Below are 20,115 nucleotides of genomic sequence, written 5' to 3'. Positions count from 1 at the left end.
AATGGTGCCAGGGCACCTCAGGTTAATACGTCATGAAAGATACTCAGCGGAACAACTGAATTTTTTCGACCAATACATCAGTAACGGCATCGTTAGCGGGCACCAGAAAATTGCGCACGCTGTCGTTTACTTTGCCCTTTTCGAACGTCTGTTTACAGCGCGCCACCCATTGCACGTTCATTTCTGTGCCGACGTTCACTTTTTCAATGCCGCTGCGCACCGCCAGACGCATATCTTCATCACTGACGCCGGTGCCACCGTGCAGCACCAGCGGTGTATGGGTCGCTTCGGTGATATCTGCCAGGCGCTGATGCTGGATATGCGCTTTACCGGTGTAGAGACCATGCACCGTGCCGATGGAGATGGCTAACATATCGACGCCGGTTTCATCCACAAAGCGTTTGGCATCGTCGACCGTGGTGAAAGAGGTTTCGTTCATTTCCACCGATTTACCATCTTCTGAGCCGCCAATCGCCCCCAGTTCCGCTTCGACCGACACATGTAACGGGCGCGCCATATCAATCACTTTACGCGTATTGGAAATATTCTCTTCAATCGGCAGATGCGAACCGTCATACATCACTGAACTGAAACCCGCATCCAGCGCTGTCTGGATCGCATCAAGATCAGAACAGTGATCGAGATGCAGGCAGGTAGGTACATTTTTACTTTCTGCCAGTGAGCAAATCGCATCGACCAGCAATTTATGACCGAGATATTTCGCCGTACCGGTGGAGATCTGAATCATTAATGGGCTGTTGGTTTTTTCTGCCGCTTTAAAATAAGCCGGTAACATTTCCAGACAGTGCAAATTAAAAGATCCGAGCGCTTTAAATTCACGTTGTTTAGCCACCTGTAACAGATCGGTAAAGTTATAAAGTTTCATGAATATTTTCCTCGTGAGGTTTCGTAGATTTTCCGTTAACAAACCAGGCGATCAGGGTGATGAAGACAATAAACAGGGCGACGAACAGCCAGTTATTCTGGAACGCATGACCGAGTACCAGGCCGGTACTGATGACATCCGAATCGCTGAAGGTCACGCCGGTAAAACCGTAGCTTTCCAGCATCGGCACCAGAATCGCGGGCAGCAGCGTAATAAACAGGCCGTGGACAAAACCGCCGATCATCGCACCACGACGGCCGCCGAGTGCGTTACCAAACACCCCGGCCGTGCCACCGGCAAAGAAGTTAGTCAGCAGGCCGGGCAAAATCATCGCCAGACCAAACATCGGGAACACCAGCATGCCGACGACGGAACCCAGGGTAGTGGCAAGGAAGCCGACGATCACCGCGTTTGGCGCATAAGGGAACATCACCGGGCAATCGAGCGCCGGTTTGGCATCCGGCACGATGCGCATGGCGATGCCGCGAAATGCCGGGACCAGCTCATTCAGCAGCAGACGCACGCCGCTATACAGCACAAACACCCCGGCCACGAACTGAATCGACTGCATAAAGGCATACATCAGGTAGTTCATACCGTTGCTGTACTGGGCGATAAATGCCGGGCCTGCTGCTACCGCTGGGATCAGGTACATCGGCACCATCACCACCGCCATCGACAAATAGGTGTCCTGGAGAAATTTGAAGTTATCCGGCAGCTTCAGGTCTTCGGTAGAACGCGATCCTTTGCCCACCACCTTCGCCACCGCCGCCGTCACCAGATAGCCAATGGTGCAGAAGTGGCCGAGGGCAACGTCGTCCGAGTCGGTAATGCGTCGCACCACGGGTTGTGCCAGCGCGGGCATCACCACCGCCATTACGCCACCAAAAATGCCGCCGGTAAGGATCAGAGGTAAGCCTGTCAGCCCCGCTTTGTAGCCGATCACCGCACCGATGGTCGCCATCCACAGCAGCGCCTGTCCGGTAAGGAAGATGTATTTGAACGGTGTCAGACGGGCAATAATGATGTTGACGATAAAGATCACCAACAGCGTCAGCGCCACTTCTGAACCCAGCTCGCGGTTCGCTAACCCGGCAATCGCAGCAACGTCGGTGATATAACCCTGCATGCCAAAGCCGTGGGTAAAGATGGTGTTGAGGAAGGTCAGCGTGCCAACAATAATGTTTATACCGGCCATCATAATTAAGAAACCGAGCAGCGTTTTAAAGGTGCCTTCCACCACCTTGCCTGCTGATTTTTTTTGTAGTAACAAACCGACCAGGGCAATAAAGGCAATCAGAATCGATGCCTGCCCCAGCAGATCTTTTACCAGGAAGTTGATCACACTATTCATGGTTAGCAACCTTCATGTTGTGCTCTTTCATAAATGCCACGATTTTTTGCTCAATTTCCGCTTTATCCGTTAACCGGTTGAGAATAATCACCCGCTTCATTTGTTCCGGGCTGGCATCGGCATTTAATACATCGGCAAATGCTTTCTGGGTTAAAATGATGTCGGATTTAAATGCGTTAGCTTCGGAAATGGTGGTGTGATCAATATCCGCCTCGATTTCCAGCTTTTTTAATACTGCTTTGGCGCTCATTTCGATGGCGAAACTGGATCCCAGACCACATCCGCATACACATAATATTTTCAGCATGGCTATCTCCTCACAGAATATGCAGTTGTTTAGCGAGTTTGTAATGATGCCCTTCGGTGTCGACCAGGCGTTTTTTCATGCTTATTAAATCAATGGGTATCGGTTTATTGCTGCCATTAATAATGACCGCTTTATTGCGCATTCCCGACTGAATACAACGCGCGACTTCACTGGCCATAATGGTCCCCTGGTAAATTTCCTCACAGGTGGGATCGCCATTACGCAGGCCATAACCGATGATGGTTTTACGGATACGCACGCCAATCATCGGTTCCAGTTGTTTAATTAAGGTATCAATCGCCCCCTGAAACCCCGGTGAATATTCACGGGTGTAGGCTTCAGAGCACAGCATCACCACGCTATTCTGTTCCGCCAGACGCTGCGAGACGCGCTGCGCCAGCTCCTGCAACGGAATCTGACATTCCGGGATCAGAGCAAAATCCGCATTCGATTTAATCGCCGATTGCAGCGTTAACTCACCACAGTAGCCCCCCAGCAGTTCCACCATAAATACCCGCCCCGGCAAACCACGACCGGTATTACGTAACTTCGTGACTTCTTTTAATACCTGTTCGCAGGCGGTGGAAAAACCAATGGTGTAATCGCTGCCGAATACGTCATTGTCAATTGTCATGCCGACGCCAAAACAATTCACACCAAATTCACTCAGCGTATGCAGAAATTGCAGTGAACCATCACCACCCGCCATAATCAGCACATCAATACGCAGTGATTTAAGTTGTTTGGCAATAGACTCATATTCTGGCCGAATGAGTTTCCGTGTCGGCCTGCCCGACTGCATTACCGGAATGGCAGCGATGGCATAATCCACTAAATCACGTTGCGCCATCTCCTGATGTTTATTTTCCAGCAACCCCGGAATGCCGCCGTTAAATAACACCATCTCTGCCTGCGTTAAACGAGAAATCTGAAAAATAAAATTATTTATGCCGGTTACATCACCACCACTGATCACCATGCCAATTCTCATTGTTCCCACTCCTCACGCTGTGCTTCTGTGATTCATTCTTCCGATGAAGAGGGATTATATTTGCAATGAAGATCACATTTTCACTACGTATTTATTCACTCAGATCATTGACACAGTGCTTTGAACGCCGATTTTTGTGATATATATCACATGATAAATTATTCCCCACACCGGTAATTATTATATTTTTCATGGTGTTATATTTATTATGGCTATCAAAATGGCTGGGGATATTTAACCCTTAGTGGGTCTTTTTTCTTTAAATCTATTTTGTGATAACCCGCGCATTTTTATCGCTACGCTGCGGTTTTTCCGTGGAAGATAAAGGGATAATGCTTCCGTGCGTTATTTTAACGTCAGTGCCGATCAATCATTGACATTCCGCCATCTGCGCCTGTCCAATAACCCAGCAGACACATGACACAGAAGAGAAAACATGACATCCCCGCAGGAAATGTTGCGTCAACTGAGTGACGTGGTAGGTGAAAAACAGCTGTTAACCCATTCTGATGATAAAGCCTGGTACACCAAAGGATTCCGCGTTGGGCGCGGCGAGGCGCTGGCCGTGGTGCGGCCCCAGACATTATCGCAACTGTGGCAAATTCTTCAGGTATGCGTGGCGCATAACGCCATTATTCTGATGCAAGCGTCGAATACCGGCGTGACCGGCGGCTCTACGCCAGATGGCAACGATTATGATCGTGAGGTGGTGATTGTCAGCACGCGCCAGCTGAAAGGTGTACAGGTGATCGACGAGGCACGTCAGGTGATTGCCTTCCCTGGTACTACCCTGACGGAACTGGAGCAGACTCTGCAACCGCTGGGGCGCGAACCGCACTCGGTGATTGGTTCTTCATGCATTGGTGCGTCTGTGGTCGGCGGCATCTGCAACAACTCCGGCGGTTCGCTGATTCGTCGCGGTCCGGCATTTACCGAGAAATCACTGTTTGCTCGCATCCATGACGATGGCCGACTGGAGATAGTCAACCATCTGGGTATTGACCTCGGTGACACGCCGGAAGCCATGCTGGACAATCTGACCCGCCAGCAGTATCAGACCGGCGAGCAGCCGGACTGGCAGGGAAAAATCTGGGCGGAGGATTACGCCGAGCGCCTGCGTGACGTCACCGCCGACAGCCCTTCACGCTTTAACGGTGATATTCGATACCTGCATGACAGCTCCGGCAGTGCAGGCAAAGTGGTGGTCTTTGCCGTCCGTCTCCCCACCTTTGAAGCCAGTGCAGGCAGCGACACCTTCTATATCGGCACCAATGATGAAGCGGTGCTGGTGGCCCTGCGCCGCTATTTGCTGACGCAGATGAGCGAGTTACCGGTGCAGGCGGAGTACATCCATCGCCACGCCTTTGACCTCACCGTGCGCTACGCCAAGCATATGTATCTGGCGATTCGTAAGCTCGGTCCGCAGGCTCTGCCGCGTCTGATGGCGAATAAAGCCAAATGGGATGTGCGCGTCAGCCATCTGAAATTTCTGCCACGCAATTTTGTTGATCGGGTACTGCAATTCTTCAACCAGATCACGCCGCGCTTCGTGGCACCGCGCATCATGGATTACCGCAGCGAATATGAACATCATCTGATGATTAAGGTGGAATCGGCACAAACCGCTGAATTGCAGACCTTGCTGGAAACGTTTTTCGCCAGCCACAGCGGCGGCTTTTTCCACTGCGATGCCCGCGAAGCGGCGGATGCCTTTCTGGTGCGTTTTGGCGTGGGCGGCTGCACCATCTCCTATTGTGATGCCCTCGGTTATAACCCGAATGAGCGTCTGGTGGCATTCGACGTGGCGCTGCGCCGTAATGACGATGCATGGCGCTTAACCCTGCCAGACCATCTGGCTGAGCAGGTGCAGATCGATTCCTGCTGCGGGCATTTCTTTTGCTACGTTAATCATCAGGATTATGTGCTGAAGGCGGGTGTGGATGCGAAGGCGTTCAAAGAAGCGGTGAAAGTGTATCTGGAGCAGCGCGGGGCGAAGTATCCGGCAGAACATAACGTCGGCCATTTGTACCACGCATCCTGCGAACATGTGGAGCACTGGAAACAGCTCGATCCCACCAACACGTGTAATCCGGGCATCGGCAAAACCAGTAAGAAGAAGTTCTGGGCGGAATAAGCACTACACCAACCTGTAGCGGCGCGATTTATCGCGCCGCTACAGTATCAATTATTTGGCATAAGCTTCGGTCGAGATGGTCAGAGTGACATCGTCGCTGACTGCCGGCACGTATTTATCCAGCTTAAAGTCAGAACGCTTGATGGTGCCGGTGGCATCAAAACCAATCGCCTGTTTCTTCACCATCGGATGCTCGCCCTGCTGGTTCAGCGTGGCGTGCAGCGTTACCGGTTTGGTGATGCCTTTCAGGGTCAGATTCCCTTCCACATCAAACTTGTTGTCGCCCTTCGCCACCACTTTGGTGCTGTGGAATACCGCTGAAGGATATTTCGCGGTATCGAAATACTCTTTGCCGAGGAATTCTTTGGTCAGTGCCGGGACGTGGGTGTCGATCTGGCTGACTGGCAGCGTAACGTCAACGCGTGACTGCGTCGGATGGTCTTTATCAAACACCAGGGTGCCTTTGCTGTTTGGGATATCCGCAGTCGGATGCGAGAAGCCGAAATGGGTCCAGGTCACAATCACTGATGTGTGTTCCGGGTTCAGATCGTAGTGCATAGCCGCAGCCTGTGACAGCGGTGCATACAGGGTGGCAGCGGCCAGCAGGGGCAGCGCAAAGCGGGTAACGTTTTTCACCAGTTGTTCCTCTTGGTTCAGAATATACCAGAGAGTGTCCGGGATTATGCGGCGCGGGAACAGTGAAGAGTTTTGGACGAAATTTTCAAAAAAATTCAGCAATATCAATATGAAACAATTCACACCAGGGACAGTTTCATGGCTGGCCTATCGCCAATAAAATCCGCCAGCGCCGACGTTGCCGCAGCAGGCGCTGATGCAATTGCTGCAATTGCGCCCTTTCCAACTGGCGGATCGCCGTGCTGGTCAGTTCGGGTAAACCCTGCTGCTGACGCAGCGCACTCAGTGCAGCATCCGCATTGTCACTCACAACACATTGTAGCAGCAGCGTCTGCTGCAAAGCTTCAAATGGCGCGGCAGAGATATCCAGCGTGCGCAGAAAGCGTTTGCAATGGCCAAGCAGTTCCCGCCAGGGAATATCGGGCGACTGCAACGCCAACAGGATGCCATCAACATCTGCCACACGCTGATAACGCGCCGTCACCACATAACCGATCTGCTGCTCCACGCGTAACTGCTGAAAAAAACGCGGTTCATAGATCAACGCCAGCGCGCGTAATGCCGCCAGCGCGTCATCATCAGCCTCGCTCAGCGGGATAAACACCAGCAGCGCCTGATCGCTGCCTGTGCACGGGATGGCTGTCACACCATGGTTTAAGCGAGGTGCCGGGGAGGTCGCTCCCTCCGGGAGATCACTCAGCGCCCGCGCTACACCAGCACGCAACGCGGTACTTTGGCCGCACCACGCAGCCTGCCAACGCGCTGAGGATCGCGGGGTGATCAACTGCTGCGGCAATGCCGATAATAACTGGCGAATCGCAATGCCCTCCGCAGCCCTGACGGGTTGAGGTTCAGAGGGCATATCGAGCGCCTGCACCGCCTGATCCACCGCCGCAAGCGCAGCATTGTCATCGTTGGGGAGGTGCATGACCAGTTGCCAAATGCCCTGTATCAGCTGCCAGCTGCCACGCCCGCCTGCATGACGTAGCGCAGCCAGTACCGGACGCAGCAAACGCTGCCGCGCCTCGCCATCTTCATCGCTGCAAGGCAGGTAAAACGCCGGACGCAGCAGCAGGGTCTCCTGCGGCTGAACCGGGTCCACGTTCAGTAACGGAAAGACACGGTCAGGCAGCGCACGGGAAGCCTGCGCCTCTGCCTGCGGATAAAACCAGAACGGCAAACTTTCTACATGCTCGCTGACCTCTGCGGGCCAGTCAGCAACCGATACGCTGAATCCCTGGGTTTGATGCGATTTAGCCGCCAGCTGGCGTTGCGTCAGCAGCACCAGCGGGGGCGTCTGTTGCAAGGCGTTAAGCACGCGGGAAAAGTCACAGGATGCATCCGGCGCAAAACCCAGCGCGCGACCGCGCAGTTGTTCCAGCGGTGACAGTTGGCTGAAATCCTCCCGTGCCAGCTGTTGGTAATGCTGACGCTGCGCCGAACTGGTTTGCGCCAGGGCGCGCAGATGCTGGCGGAAATGATGCTGGATATGCCGTGCCTGCTGCGTTGTGAGGGTTTGCCCGGTGAACTTTAACGCCAGCCAGCTGTGCTGTGCATCGCGCCACAGCCACTGGATGCTCAGATCTTCACACAACCCCGCAGCACGTAATTGCGCCAGCAGGCTGCCGGGCGCTTCATCCAGCCAGAAACGACGTAACTGGCTGATTTCATCACGCAACGATGCCATCTCACCCGGCAACAGCAGCGTCAGCCAGCAGCTTTCGCTGCCAGGCAACTGAAGCAGACGCTGACGCACCGCTGTCGGTTGTGGGGATACTGGCGACGCCTGCAACGCGCCAGGTAACAGCTGCTGACCATAACGTTCCGCCAGCGCCGCCAGATCATCCAGCGTTTGCGGCCCCTGCAACCACAACGTCATATTGCCCGCGACATAGAACTGCTGATGGAAGGCGCACAGCGCCTGACGCAGCCTGGTGACATTGTCACAAAAAACTGCCTGACTCCCGACGCGAAAACGCTGAAATTCGTGGGGGGCAGCCAACATATCCAGCAATGCTGCCTCACTCAGGGTTTCCACATGCCGCTGCAACAAGCGATACTCGGCGTCGATCACCGCGCTTTCCTGCATAATCGCTGCGGGCGTCAGTAACGGTGCCTCCAGCATAGCCACCAGCCGCGCCACGCCCGCTTCCAGTTCACTGGCCGCAACCTGAAAGAAAAAAGCGCTCTGACTGAGCTGCGTGGTGGCATTGACCTGACCGCCCTGCTGCTGCACCCAGGGCATCAGGCGCTGGTCGTCTGTGATGCCCTCACTGCCACAAAACAGCAGATGCTCCAGCAGATGCGCCAGCCCCGGCCAACGGTCCGGCTCCTGCAAGCTACCCGCCTCCACGCGCAGCAGCGCTGCGGCGGCGCGGGCATCGGGCTGATGATGTAAATGGCAACACAGGCCGTTCGTCAGCCGCAGGCTGCGCGTGGTCATCACAGAATGCGCTGCTTGTAGATCAGCTGTGAATTGGTGCGGTTGCGGAATTGCAACTGGGCGATTTTGATATCGCTACAGCTGGCTTCGCGCCGGGCTTCGAGGATTTTGTCATGATGCGGCGACTTGCTGCACACCGGGTCGGCGTTGTCGGCATTGCCGGTCAGCATATAGGCCTGGCAACGGCAGCCACCAAAATCCTTCTCTTTTTCGTCGCAGGAGCGGCACGGCTCCGGCATCCAGTCATAACCCCGGTAGCGGTTAAAACCAAAGGAGTTATACCAGATATCATCCAGGCTGCGCTCCAGCACGGACGGGAATTCCACCGGCAGCTGGCGCGCGCTGTGGCATGGCAGTGCCGTGCCTTCCGGCGTGACGCTGAGGAAGATCGATCCCCAGCCACCCATGCAGCCTTTCGGACGCTCTTCGTAATAATCCGGCGTGACGAACAGCAGATTGGTGAGATTGCCGCTGGCCTCCATCCGCTGGCGATACTGCGCCACGATGGCTTCCGCTCGCGCGATTTGTTCACGCGTCGGCAGTAGCCCCTCACGATTGATGTGCGCCCAGCCATAAAACTGGCAGGTAGCCAGCTCCACGTCATCCGCTTCCAGCTCGATACACAGATCGATAATTTTATCGATTTGGTCGATGTTGTGGCGATGCAGCACAAAGTTCAGCACCATCGGGTAACCGTGCGCTTTCACCGCCTTCGCCATTTCCAGTTTCTGCTGGAAGGCTTTTTTCGAGCCAGCCAGCGCCGCATTCAGCGTCTCATCACTGGCCTGGAAACTGATCTGGATATGGTCCAGACCGGCGTCCGCAAAGGCATCGAGCTTATTCTGCGTCAGACCAATGCCTGAGGTGATCAGGTTGGTGTAGAAACCGAGATCGCGCGCGGCCTTAATCAGCTCCGGCAGGTCTTTACGCGTCAGGGGTTCGCCACCGGAGAAACCGAGCTGCACGCTGCCCATCGCGCGTGCCTGACGGAACACTTCAATCCACTGTTCAGTGGTCAGCTCTTTTTCCTGCTGGGCAAAATCGAGCGGATTCGAGCAGTACGGACACTGCAATGGGCAGCGATAGGTTAGCTCGGCCAGCAGCCACAGCGGCGGCGTAATGCCGGGTTTATTCGGGTTCACGACACTGGATCCATTTCTGTTCAACGGCTGACTGCAAAAACGCTTTCACGTCTTCATCCACGCCACCCGCCTCCGGGAAGCGTGCGTTCAGCGTGGCAATGATAGCGGCGACATCCTGTTTGCCCGTCACCAGCTCCAGAATGGCAGTGGCGGTTTCATTCAGCTTCGCCATCCCTTCCGGGTAGAGCACCACGTGGCTCTCCTGCGCGGGTTCCCATTGCAGGCGATAGCCGCGGCGGAAAGCAGGGATCAGGTTATCTTTCATGTTTGTTATACCAGTCTGGTGGTGTGCCAGGCCGCCTTGTCGGTGACCGTATGGTAAGGCGGACGCTGCAACGCATAGGCCATGGTCATGGCATCAAGCATGGTCCACAGGATGTCGAGTTTAAATTGCAGAATCTCCAGCATCCGATTCTGTTGCTCTGCGGTGGTAAAAATCTCCAGCGCCAGCGCCAGACCGTGCTCCACATCGCGATTCGCCTGGCTCAGGCGGCTGCGGAAGTAAAAATAACCTTCCTCTTTAATCCACGGATAGTGCTGTGGCCAGCTGTCGAGACGCGACTGGTGGATCTGCGGTGCAAACAGCTCGGTCAGCGAACTACAGGCCGCTTCCTGCCAGTTGGCCCGGCGGGCAAAGTTGACGTACGCATCCACCGCAAAACGCACGCCAGGCAGCACATGCTGCTCTGACAGCAATTCTTCACGCGTCAGCCCCACCGCTTCGCCCAGTTGCAGCCAGGCTTCAATGCCGCCTTCATGACCGTTGCTGCCATCATGATCGAGAATACGCTGCACCCATTTGCGGCGTGTTGCCGGGTCCGGGCAGTTCGCCATGATCGCTGCATCTTTCAGCGGAATATTGGTCTGGTAATAAAAACGGTTCGCCACCCAGCCTTTGATCTGCTCCGGCGTCGCTTCGCCATTGTGCATAGCGATATGGTACGGGTGATGAATATGATAATAGGCACCTTTGGCGCGCAGTGCCTGTTCGAAGGCGGCTGGCGTCAGGGCTTCAGTAATAATCACGATGAAGACTCCTGCAGATGAATCGCCATTCCATCCCAGCTCACTTCAATGCCCTGCTGCGTCAGGAACTGGCGCTGCGGTGACTGCTCGTTCAGGATGGGATTGGTGTTGTTAATATGAATCAAAATTTTGCGTTTGGCCGGTAACGACCCCAGCAGCGCCATCATGCCCTGGGCTGAGGAAAGCGCTAAATGACCCATGGCTTTGCCGGTATTTTTACCGACGCCGGTGGTCAGCAGCTCGTCATCCTGCCAGACGGTACCGTCAATCAGGAGGCAATCGGCTTTTTGCAGCCACGGCATAATCACCGCATCCGGTTCACCGAGGCCCGGCGCATACAGCAGCGTCTGACCATTGGCGTGGTTAGTAATAAACAACGCCACGTTATGGCCCGGCAGCGGACGATCGCGGAATGGCGAATACGGCGGCGCATTGCTCAGGATCGGGATGGCGGTGAATTCAAGATTGCGGCAGACATCAACGCGGAACGGTTCCAGTGGTGTCAGCGCGTGATGCTGCAACCCCCCGTTCCAGTGTTGCAGCATGGTGAAAATCGGGAAGCCGCTGGTGAGATCGGCGTGCACTTCAGGCGTGCACCAAACCTGATGCGGGCAACCTTCACGCAGGCTGAGTAAGCCAGTGGTATGGTCGATCTGGCTGTCGGTAAGAATGATGCTGCCAATCGCCGTGCCACGCAGGACGCCCTTTTTATTCAGTTCTGGCGTGTGGGCAATCTGCTGGCTGATATCGGGAGAAGCGTTACACAGCACCCAATCTTCACCGTTATCGCTGACAATAATCGATGACTGAGTGCGTGCCTGAGCCTGGATCGTGCCATTGCGCAGGCCGCTGCAATTGGCGCAGTTACAGTTCCACTGCGGAAAACCACCGCCCGCCGCCGAACCGAGAACTTTAATAAACATGAGAAATGACCGGAGAAGGAAAACAAAATGCCCGCGCAGGTGGCGGGCAGAAGTCTTAGCGGTTGGAGATGTACAGAGTCACTTCCAGGCCCAGACGCAGGTCAACAAATTCAGGTTTTTTCCACATAATATTCTTCCTCTAAGTCTCATAACGCAGAGCGAACTCTGCATGGAATGCTTGCACCAGGATTTGTGATCCCGATCGCAATACACAACGCGGGCTGATGTTGCGCCAATGTGACGAACAGATCAACCCCGATTAGGTAAGGGAATTGTGTTATTCCCCCCAAATCTGTTTCAGCACCCGCTGCCAGTTGCCCCAGGTAATTTGCTCAAGTATCGCCTGATCATAGCCATTTTCACGCAATAACGCGCAGAGCTGTGGCAACCCGGAAACATCTTTCAACGCCTCTGGCGCGCTGATGCCATCAAAGTCGGAGCCGAAAGCCACATGATCGCTGCCCATTATCGCGATTAAATGATCAACATGTTTAACAATTTCGATCAGTGGCGTGTCGGTGTCGCGTTTGCCATCGGCACGCAGAAAAGCATTACCAAAATTGACCCCCACCACGCCGCCGCTGTCGCGGATGGCGCGCAGCTGATCATCGGTGAGATTGCGCGGCTGCGGGCACAGCGCATGGGCATTGGAATGCGTCGCCACCAGCGGCGCAGAGGATAAACGCGCGGTATCCCAGAAAGCGTTAGCGTTCATATGGGAGACGTCAATCAGCATGAGGTGCTGATTCGCAGCGGCAACCAGCGCTGCACCATCCGCGGTTAAACCGGGACCGCTGTCCGGCGAGCCCGGAAAGTTACCGGTGACGCCCACGCCAAAGCGGTTGGGCAGATTCCAGAACGGCCCGATACTGCGCACGCCAGCCTGATAAAACGCGGCCAGCGCGTCACCGTCGCCATCAAAGCCATCGGCTCCTTCGATATGCGCCACCATCGCCAGCACTCCTTGCGCCCGGCAGGCAGCGATATCGGCGTGGGTCAGACATAAGCGGGCACGGCCCTGCGATTCAGCCACCAGCGTTTTGAGGATCGCCAGCTGCTGCCAGAGAATCTCCAGCGGCGACCAGCGCTCCTGCGCGCGCTGGGGCGCAACCTGCTCGATATAGCGTTGCGGCGGGACGAATAGCGCAAACAGACCACCAGCAAAACTGCCCTGCTGCATACGCGGGAAGTCGAGGTGGCCATTTTCTATAGCGGAAAAAAAGGCGTCAGCAGGATTGTCACGGTGATGCAACCACAGGTTAAGCAGCAGGTCATTATGACCATCGAAAATTGAAAGAGACATAGGCTGATAACAACGAAATAACATCGTTCTATGCTACGCGTCCGCCACGCTTTCGCCAAATCGTGGCGCACAAAGGGTGCAGGTTTTTGTCAGTTTTGCACGGGTGGTTGTCAGCAATGGGCGAGCCGCAGCGCTATGACTTCAGCGAGACTGACAGCAGACCCTAAGGAGAACACCCATGCTTAGCCAACCCGCTGAAAAATATCGTCCTTATCCGGTGATTGACCTGCCGGAACGCCAGTGGCCTTCACGCCAGCTGACCCAGGCACCACGCTGGCTTTCCACTGATCTGCGCGACGGCAATCAGGCCCTGGCGACACCGATGGACAGCGCACGCAAGCTGGAGTTCTGGCAACTGCTGGTGCGCTGCGGATTTAAAGAGATTGAAGTGGCTTTTCCTGCCGCCTCGCAAACTGACTTCGACTTTGTGCGCCTGCTGATTGAACAGCACCACATCCCTGACGACGTCGCCATTCAGGTGCTGACCCAGGCACGCGCCGATCTGATCGACCGGACGTTTGCGGCGCTGCGTGGCGCACCGCGCGCCATCGTCCATCTTTACAACGCCACCGCCCCGCTGTTTCGTGAGCGCGTGTTTCGCCAGAGCAAAGCAGAAATTATCGAACTGGCCTGCGCCGGTGCACGCCAGATACGTGCCCGCTGTGAAAGCCAGCCGGACACCGCATGGACCTTCCAGTACTCGCCGGAAACCTTCTGCTTTACCGAACCGGAATTCGCCCTGGAGATTTGTGAAGCGGTGGCGGCCATCTGGCAACCTGGCGCGCAGCGACCGATGATCATCAACCTGCCCGCCACTGTTGAAGTGAATACGCCGAATGTCTATGCCGACCAGATTGAATATTTCTGCCGCCACTTCAGCCAGCGTACGCAGGTGAGCATCAGCGTGCACCCACATAACGATCGCGGCACTGGCATCGCCTGTGCCGAGCTGGCGTTACTGGCCGGTGCCGATCGGGTTGAAGGCTGCCTGTTCGGTAACGGTGAACGCACCGGTAACGTGGACATCGTCACCCTGGCGTTGAATCTGTATACCCAGGGGGTCGCCCCGCAACTCGATTTCAGCGATATCCAGCAGGTGCTGGAAGTGGTGACGCGCTGCAACCAGTTGCCGGTGCATCCACGCCACCCTTATGCCGGTGAACTGGTGTTTACCGCGTTTTCCGGCTCGCATCAGGATGCGATTCGCAAAGGGTTTGCCGAGCGTGCTGACCGCGAAGAAACGATTTGGCAAATGCCGTATCTGCCGCTCGACCCGGCAGATATCGGTTGCAGCTATGAAGCGGTGATCCGCGTTAACAGCCAGTCCGGTAAAGGCGGCGCGGCCTGGCTGCTGGAGCAGAACCACGGCCTGCAATTGCCGCGCGGCCTGCAACAGGACTTCAGCCGTATCGTGCAGCAGCAGACCGATGCGCATGGTCAGGAGATGACCCACCACGCGTTGTGGCAACTGTTTTGCGAACACTACGGTTTGACGCAACCGACACGGCGACTGCTGGAAGCGGAAAGTCATAGCGATGACAAAGGAGAAACGCGCCTGAAAGCCCGGCTGCAGCAAGGGACACAGCAGGTCAGTCTGGAAGGCAAAGGCAACGGGTTGCTGTCCGCCGCGGTCACCGCATTACGCCAGCGCTATGGACTGACGCTGAGTATTGAGGATTATCATGAACACACCCTGGGCAAACGCAGTGACAGTCGCTCCGTCACCTACCTCAGTTGTGTGAATAGTCGTGGCGAGCGCGCCTGGGGCGTGGGTATCGACAATGACGTAGCGCGTGCCTCGTTGCAGGCATTGCTTAACGCCGCCCACGCTTTTCTGCCGCAGGAAAGTAGTTCGCTGGCGTAACCCCGAGTAAACGGCGAAACATCGCACTGAAGGCGTCCGGGCTTTCATAACCGAGGTCCAGCGCCACCGCCAGCACCGTGTCGCCCTGCGCCAGTCGGGTTAAAGCGACGCTGATGCGCACCCGCCGCACCCAGTCGCTGAACTGCAAACCGGTTTCGCGACTGAAGTGGCGCGCCAGGGTGCGCTCCGCCACGCACAGTTCTGCTGCTGCCCGTGCCAGCGTCCAGTTTTCGCCGGGCTGCTGCTGGATCTGCTGGCACAACGCCAGCAGACGTGCACTTTCCGGCCAGGGGAAACCGAACGGCAGCACATCCATCACCCGGATTTCATCCAGAATCAGTTCGTAGATCCGCTCGGCGCGGCTGCCCGCTGAGTAGCTTTCAGGCAAGGCAATCGCACTGACAATCAGCTCACGCAGCAACGGGGAGATCTGCACCACCTGGCAACTGGCAGGCAGATCGGCCCGTGCCAGAGGATCAACAAACAGAGTACGCGCCGCCACCTGACCCACAATCTGCAACGCATGCCGCGTACCGGCGGGCAACCAGACACCGCGACTGGGCGGTACAATCCAGTTGCCGTGCTGAGTCTCCACTTTCACCACACCGCTCAGGGTGTGAATCAGCTGGGCGCAGTCATGGTAATGCCACGGCTCTGCATCGCCGTGGGCATAATCATGGGCATAGGGCACCAGCGGACGGCTGGTAAAATCGAAGTTCAGCACCGCCGTCATCGTTTTACGGCTTCAGGAACTGATAAACCGCTGCCAGATCCTGTTCGCCATAACCGGCGTCCACCGCCTGCTGCCAGACATCCACGATGTTCTCCAGCGCGGGCAGTTTGGCGTCACCGGCGGCATCCAGCGCCAGACGCGCATCTTTCAATGCCCAGACCAGATGCATTTGCGGTGTGAAGTCGCCGCTGGCGATCATACCGAGTTTCATTTTGGCGTAGGGCGCGGCCAGCGGACCACCGTCCAGCACTTTCCACAGGTCATCAGTGTTGAAACCAAACTGCTCCGCCAGACGGGTACTTTCCGCCAGGCTCTGCATCAGACCAATCAGCCAGCTGTTAACCACCAGCTTCATGCGTGAGCTGGCCCCGGCAGCACCAAGCCATTGGGTGCCCTTGCCAATCGCCGCAAACACTTGTTCTGCCGCCTGGGCTTTGCTCTGATCACCGCTCGCCATCACCAGAATCTGCGCATTTTCCGCTGGCGCTTTAGTACCGGAAACCGGTGCATCGATAAACATCACATCCGGACGCGCTTCTGCCAGCTGCGCAATCAGCACATCGGTCGCTTCTACCCCAATGGTGCCCATCTGGCACAGCGTGGCACCGTGATTTAACGCGCCTTGCGCTTCACTGATGACCTGGAGCGTCGTCTCACCGTCAGACAGCATGGCAATCACCACGTCCGCCCCATCCACCGCCTGTACGGCGCTGTCACTCAGGAGCAGTCCGGCAGACACTAAATCTTCGCCACGGGCGCGTGTGCGGTTCCAGCCCTGTACCACAAAGCCTTTCTTCAACAGGTTAGCGGCAAAGGCATGGCCCATTGCGCCCAGCCCCAATACCGCGACTACGGGTTGCTGACTCATCTTCATTCCCTTCTATGGTTTCGGACAAAAACGCTAGCCTGACAGGAATTCAGCTGCACAGCCAGGCCAGAGGTGCGGTGAAAAAACATTTTTAAACCTGAGCGTTGGCAATAACCCGTCATACTATTTACGCTTTTCAAACAACGGATAAAACTATTAACATATGCGCCATAATGTTCCGTCCGGTACATTTCACTTCTTTTGTTACGGTCTTTCATAATGAAAATAGCTTTACTGCGTCAGGGGCTGTGGCTGGCGCTGCCTGCGGTGTTTCCCTTACCGTTGCTGGCAGCGGATGACGCCAGCAATACCATGGTGGTCAGCGCCACTCCCGCCGGTTCTGGTTTGTCCGAACTGGATACGCCAGCAGCGGTCAGCGTGGTTTCTGGCGAGGATATGCGCCATGCGGCACCGCGCGTTAACCTGTCGGAAAATCTTTACGGGGTACCCGGTCTGCAAATCCAGAACAGGCAAAATTATGCCCAGGACTTACAGATTTCGGTGCGCGGCTTTGGTTCACGCTCCACTTATGGCCTACGCGGCATTCGCATGTACGTGGATGGCATCCCGGCCACCATGCCGGATGGTCAGGGCCAGACCTCAAACGTTGACATCGGATCGATCGACCACGTTGAAGTGCTGCGCGGCCCCTTTTCCGCGCTGTATGGCAACTCGTCCGGCGGCGTGATCAATGTCGAAACCCAAACTGGCCAGCAGCCCACCACGCTGGAAGCCAGCAGCTGGTACGGCAGTTACGGCAGCTGGCGCAACAGCATTAAAGCCAGCGGCGCGACCGGCGACGGTACCCATGCCGGGGACGTGAACTACACCATCTCCGCTTCACGCTTTACCACGCACGGTTATCGCGACCATAGCTCGGCAGAGAAAAATCTCGGTAACGCGAAGTTGGGCGTACGTATTGATGATGTCAGCACCCTGACGCTGCTGTTCAACAGCGTTCATGTGGATGCGCAGGATCCGGGCGGATTAACGGAAGCACAGTGGGAGCAAAACCCGCGCCAGGTGGCGAGCAATGTCACCTTGTACAACGCGCGTAAAACCGTCGATCAAACCCAGGGCGGTCTGCATTATCAGCGACAGATGAGCGAAAACGACGACCTGAGCGTGATGATGTACGCCGGTGTGCGTGAAACCACTCAGTATCAGTCTATTCCGGCCAGTGCGCAGACCAACGCGGCACATCCGGGTGGCGTGATTTCCCTTACCCGTCATTACCAGGGTATCGACACTCGCTGGACCCATCGCGACACCCTGTTCAGCATTCCGCTCACGGTAACCGGCGGCCTCGATTATGAAACCATGACCGAACGCCGCAAAGGCTATGAAAACTTCACCACCAGTAACGGCGTAACCGATTACGGCGTGATGGGCGATATGCGTCGTAATGAACGCAATCTGATGTGGAATCTGGATCCTTATCTGCAAACCGCCTGGCAACTGACGGATAAGTGGTCGCTGGATGCTGGCGTGCGTTTCAGCACCGTCAATTTTGACTCCAACGATTTCTATATCACGCCTGGCAACGGTGATGACAGCGGCAACGCAACTTACCATCGTTGGCTGCCTGCAGCGTCATTGAAATATGCCATCGACGATAGCTGGAACGCCTATGTTTCCGCGGGGCGTGGTTTTGAAACCCCGACCATCAATGAGCTGTCTTACCGCTCTGACGGGCAGTCAGGACTTAATCTCGGTCTGAAACCCGCCACCAGCGATACCGTTGAGCTGGGTACTAAAAAACGTATCGGTTACGGTCTGCTGACCGCCGCTATTTTCCAGACTGATACGGATAATGAAATCGTCGCGGATAGCAGCAGCAACGGACGGACCAGCTATAAAAATGCCGGACAAACCCGTCGTCGTGGTCTGGAACTGGGCCTGGATCAGCAGTTCGGTGAGAACTGGCGGCTGAAAGCGGCATGGACCCTGCTGGATGCGCGCTATCGCAGCAACGCCTGTGGTACGGACAGTTGCGACGGTAATCGCATCCCAGGTATTGCGCGCAACATGGCGTACGCCGGATTGTCATACGCGCCTGAATACGGCTGGTATGCCGGAGCCGATGTGCGTTATATGAGCGATATCGCTGCTGATGATGAAAACGATGTGAAAGCCCCGGCTTACACCGTGGTGGGTCTGAACACCGGCTACAAGTGGCAAGTCCGCGAAAACTGGACGCTGGATGCGTTTACCCGCGTCGATAACCTGTTTGACCGCAACTATATCGGTTCGGTGATTGTTAACGAGAGCAACGGTCGCTATTACGAACCCGCACCCGGTCGTAACTACAGCGTGGGCCTGACCGTAAGCTACGCCTTCCAGTAATTAAATTTGCGCGAAAAAATCGCGCCGCTACGAATCAAGTGCACCCAATCGTAGTGGCGCGATTTATCGCGCTTTTTTTCGGGAATTAGCCCAGCAGAGCCAGCACATCCGCCGTTGAACCGGTTTCACCGAGGCGCGGGAAAATACGTTCGACGCTGTTCTGATGCGTATCCGCATTCAGGCAGGTCATGGCATCGGTGGCCAGCGTGACGTTGTAACCTAATTCATACGCCTGGCGCGCGGTAGATTCCACCCCGATGCTGGTCGCGATACCGCACACTACCACCTGAGTCACACCGCGTTGTTGCAGCTGCTCGTGCAGGCTGGTGTTGTGGAATGCACCCCAGGTTTTTTTGGTGATGCTGATGTCGCCCGGCTGCGGCGTCATTTCCGGCACCAATACCGCCCAGTCTGCTGGCAGCTCGCCGCTGTGGCGCGCCTGCTCATTACGACCCGGCGCACCGCCAGCCACGTTAACCAGCACGACTGGCAGATCTTTGGCGCGGAATGCATCAGTCAGGCGCGCACACTGTTCGATCACCACTTTCGGATCATGCACCACTGGCAGCGCCACAATCCCATGTTGCAGGTCAATCACAATCAGGGCGGTTTTGGCGTCGAGTGTCGTTAAAGCCATGTTGAGTCCTCTCAGGATTATTAGTCGGCAAGTCGTTGCAGTAAGGGAATAGCGGCCAGCAGCGTTTGCTGTTCCTGCGGGCTGAGCGTCGCCATGCTTTTCACCAGCCAGTCATCACGCTGAGCACGATTAGTTGCCACCAGCTCACGACAGGCTTTGGTTGGATAGTAGCGGGTTTTTCGACCGTCATGCGGATCGGCTTCACCCAGCACCATGCCTGCCGTCAGCAGACTGGCGACTGTCGCCCCCATTGATTGGGTACGCACCCCTTCGGCCTGTGCCAGCTCCGTCACGGTCATCGCGCCATCACGCACCAGATAGCCGAGTACCGCCACCTGCGACCAGGTGAGATCCCCCGGTGGTGCCGATTCACGCAAACGCCTGGCCAGTTTGCCGTTGACGCTACGCAGCGCTGCGGCGGCGCTGTTCAGATCGCTCATGACGACATCTCCCTTACAATGAAACGCGAGTATATAAATACGAAGGTAAACTGTGTAGTTTACCTTCGTATCAATTTGTAAG

At 55.9% G+C, this 20,115-nt stretch carries 19 protein-coding genes; 3 read left to right on the top strand and 16 right to left on the bottom strand.

Features of this window, described 5'->3' with window-relative positions:
• Positions 1–43 precede the first annotated feature (43 nt).
• The 4 genes from PW844_RS14190 to PW844_RS14175 are packed head-to-tail and all read right to left on the bottom strand — an operon-like array spanning position 44 to position 3,538.
• Positions 44–886: a class II fructose-bisphosphate aldolase gene (locus tag PW844_RS14190; RefSeq protein ID WP_299452748.1), complete on the bottom strand. Its 843-nt coding sequence runs from the start codon at positions 884–886 to the stop codon at positions 44–46.
• Positions 873–2,240, bottom strand: a complete 1,368-nt coding sequence (locus PW844_RS14185; protein WP_208714967.1) for a PTS sugar transporter subunit IIC — start codon at positions 2,238–2,240, stop codon at positions 873–875. Before PW844_RS14185 ends, PW844_RS14190 begins: the two co-directional genes overlap by 14 nt.
• Positions 2,233–2,547 (bottom strand): PTS sugar transporter subunit IIB, encoded by a 315-nt coding sequence (locus PW844_RS14180; protein ID WP_084874535.1) that lies wholly within the window; start codon positions 2,545–2,547, stop codon positions 2,233–2,235. Before PW844_RS14180 ends, PW844_RS14185 begins: the two co-directional genes overlap by 8 nt.
• A gap of 10 nt (positions 2,548–2,557) precedes the next feature.
• Positions 2,558–3,538 carry a 6-phosphofructokinase gene (locus tag PW844_RS14175; protein ID WP_299452741.1) on the bottom strand — a complete coding sequence of 327 codons (981 nt, stop codon included), beginning with the start codon at positions 3,536–3,538 and terminating at the stop codon, positions 2,558–2,560.
• Between the two features lie 436 nt (positions 3,539–3,974).
• Between PW844_RS14175 and dld the strand changes: the two genes are divergently transcribed.
• Positions 3,975–5,672, top strand: coding sequence for a D-lactate dehydrogenase (gene dld, locus PW844_RS14170; RefSeq protein WP_299452738.1), 1,698 nt, complete (start codon positions 3,975–3,977; stop codon positions 5,670–5,672).
• A 51-nt stretch (positions 5,673–5,723) separates the two neighbouring features.
• Here dld and PW844_RS14165 read toward each other — a convergent pair whose 3' ends face one another.
• From PW844_RS14165 to PW844_RS14130, 8 genes are all read right to left on the bottom strand, one after another.
• Entirely contained in the window at positions 5,724–6,308 is a 585-nt protein-coding gene (locus PW844_RS14165) for a YceI family protein (RefSeq protein ID WP_299452736.1), read from the bottom strand.
• Positions 6,309–6,444: 136 nt separating this feature from the next.
• Positions 6,445–8,751: a pyrroloquinoline quinone biosynthesis protein PqqF gene (gene pqqF, locus PW844_RS14160; RefSeq protein ID WP_299453189.1), complete on the bottom strand. Its 2,307-nt coding sequence runs from the start codon at positions 8,749–8,751 to the stop codon at positions 6,445–6,447.
• A complete protein-coding gene (pqqE, locus tag PW844_RS14155) occupies positions 8,751–9,893 on the bottom strand; it encodes a pyrroloquinoline quinone biosynthesis protein PqqE (protein ID WP_299452735.1) in 1,143 nt (380 codons plus the stop codon). The genes pqqF and pqqE overlap by 1 nt, the downstream gene beginning before the upstream one ends.
• Positions 9,880–10,158 carry a pyrroloquinoline quinone biosynthesis peptide chaperone PqqD gene (gene pqqD, locus PW844_RS14150; RefSeq protein ID WP_084874521.1) on the bottom strand — a complete coding sequence of 93 codons (279 nt, stop codon included), beginning with the start codon at positions 10,156–10,158 and terminating at the stop codon, positions 9,880–9,882. The genes pqqE and pqqD overlap by 14 nt, the downstream gene beginning before the upstream one ends.
• A gap of 5 nt (positions 10,159–10,163) precedes the next feature.
• Positions 10,164–10,919: a pyrroloquinoline-quinone synthase PqqC gene (gene pqqC / locus PW844_RS14145; protein WP_299452729.1), complete on the bottom strand. Its 756-nt coding sequence runs from the start codon at positions 10,917–10,919 to the stop codon at positions 10,164–10,166.
• Entirely contained in the window at positions 10,916–11,842 is a 927-nt protein-coding gene (pqqB, locus tag PW844_RS14140) for a pyrroloquinoline quinone biosynthesis protein PqqB (protein ID WP_084874515.1), read from the bottom strand. Before pqqB ends, pqqC begins: the two co-directional genes overlap by 4 nt.
• A gap of 55 nt (positions 11,843–11,897) precedes the next feature.
• Complete coding sequence (pqqA, locus tag PW844_RS14135; RefSeq protein WP_010617686.1) at positions 11,898–11,969, bottom strand: pyrroloquinoline quinone precursor peptide PqqA; 72 nt, start codon at positions 11,967–11,969, stop codon at positions 11,898–11,900.
• Between the two features lie 150 nt (positions 11,970–12,119).
• The gene (locus PW844_RS14130; RefSeq protein ID WP_299452727.1) at positions 12,120–13,145 is read right to left on the bottom strand and encodes a dipeptidase; all 1,026 of its coding nucleotides are present in this window, start codon (positions 13,143–13,145) and stop codon (positions 12,120–12,122) included.
• 178 nt (positions 13,146–13,323) lie between these two features.
• Here PW844_RS14130 and leuA point away from each other — a divergent pair, with 178 nt between their 5' ends.
• Complete coding sequence (leuA, locus tag PW844_RS14125; protein WP_299452725.1) at positions 13,324–15,009, top strand: 2-isopropylmalate synthase; 1,686 nt, start codon at positions 13,324–13,326, stop codon at positions 15,007–15,009.
• Here the strand turns inward: leuA and PW844_RS14120 are convergent.
• The gene (locus PW844_RS14120; RefSeq protein WP_299452724.1) at positions 14,960–15,742 is read right to left on the bottom strand and encodes a helix-turn-helix transcriptional regulator; all 783 of its coding nucleotides are present in this window, start codon (positions 15,740–15,742) and stop codon (positions 14,960–14,962) included. The two genes, leuA and PW844_RS14120, sit on opposite strands and share 50 nt — an antisense overlap.
• 4 nt (positions 15,743–15,746) lie before the next feature.
• The gene (locus PW844_RS14115) at positions 15,747–16,610 is read right to left on the bottom strand and encodes an NAD(P)-dependent oxidoreductase (protein ID WP_299452722.1); all 864 of its coding nucleotides are present in this window, start codon (positions 16,608–16,610) and stop codon (positions 15,747–15,749) included.
• Between the two features lie 219 nt (positions 16,611–16,829).
• Here PW844_RS14115 and pqqU point away from each other — a divergent pair, with 219 nt between their 5' ends.
• Positions 16,830–18,956, top strand: a complete 2,127-nt coding sequence (pqqU, locus tag PW844_RS14110) for a TonB-dependent receptor PqqU (RefSeq protein WP_299452719.1) — start codon at positions 16,830–16,832, stop codon at positions 18,954–18,956.
• Positions 18,957–19,041: 85 nt separating this feature from the next.
• On the opposite strand, the gene PW844_RS14105 is transcribed toward pqqU, so the two are convergent.
• Positions 19,042–19,593 carry an isochorismatase family protein gene (locus tag PW844_RS14105; protein ID WP_299452716.1) on the bottom strand — a complete coding sequence of 184 codons (552 nt, stop codon included), beginning with the start codon at positions 19,591–19,593 and terminating at the stop codon, positions 19,042–19,044.
• Positions 19,594–19,613: 20 nt separating this feature from the next.
• Positions 19,614–20,033, bottom strand: a complete 420-nt coding sequence (locus PW844_RS14100) for a MarR family transcriptional regulator (RefSeq protein ID WP_299452714.1) — start codon at positions 20,031–20,033, stop codon at positions 19,614–19,616.
• Between the last annotated feature and the right edge of the window lie 82 nt (positions 20,034–20,115).

Source organism: Pantoea sp., assembly GCF_028283705.1.
Classification (GTDB): domain Bacteria; phylum Pseudomonadota; class Gammaproteobacteria; order Enterobacterales; family Enterobacteriaceae; genus Pantoea.
Note: the sequence above shows the minus strand (reverse complement) of the source record. Positions and strands in the feature narration are given on the sequence as shown.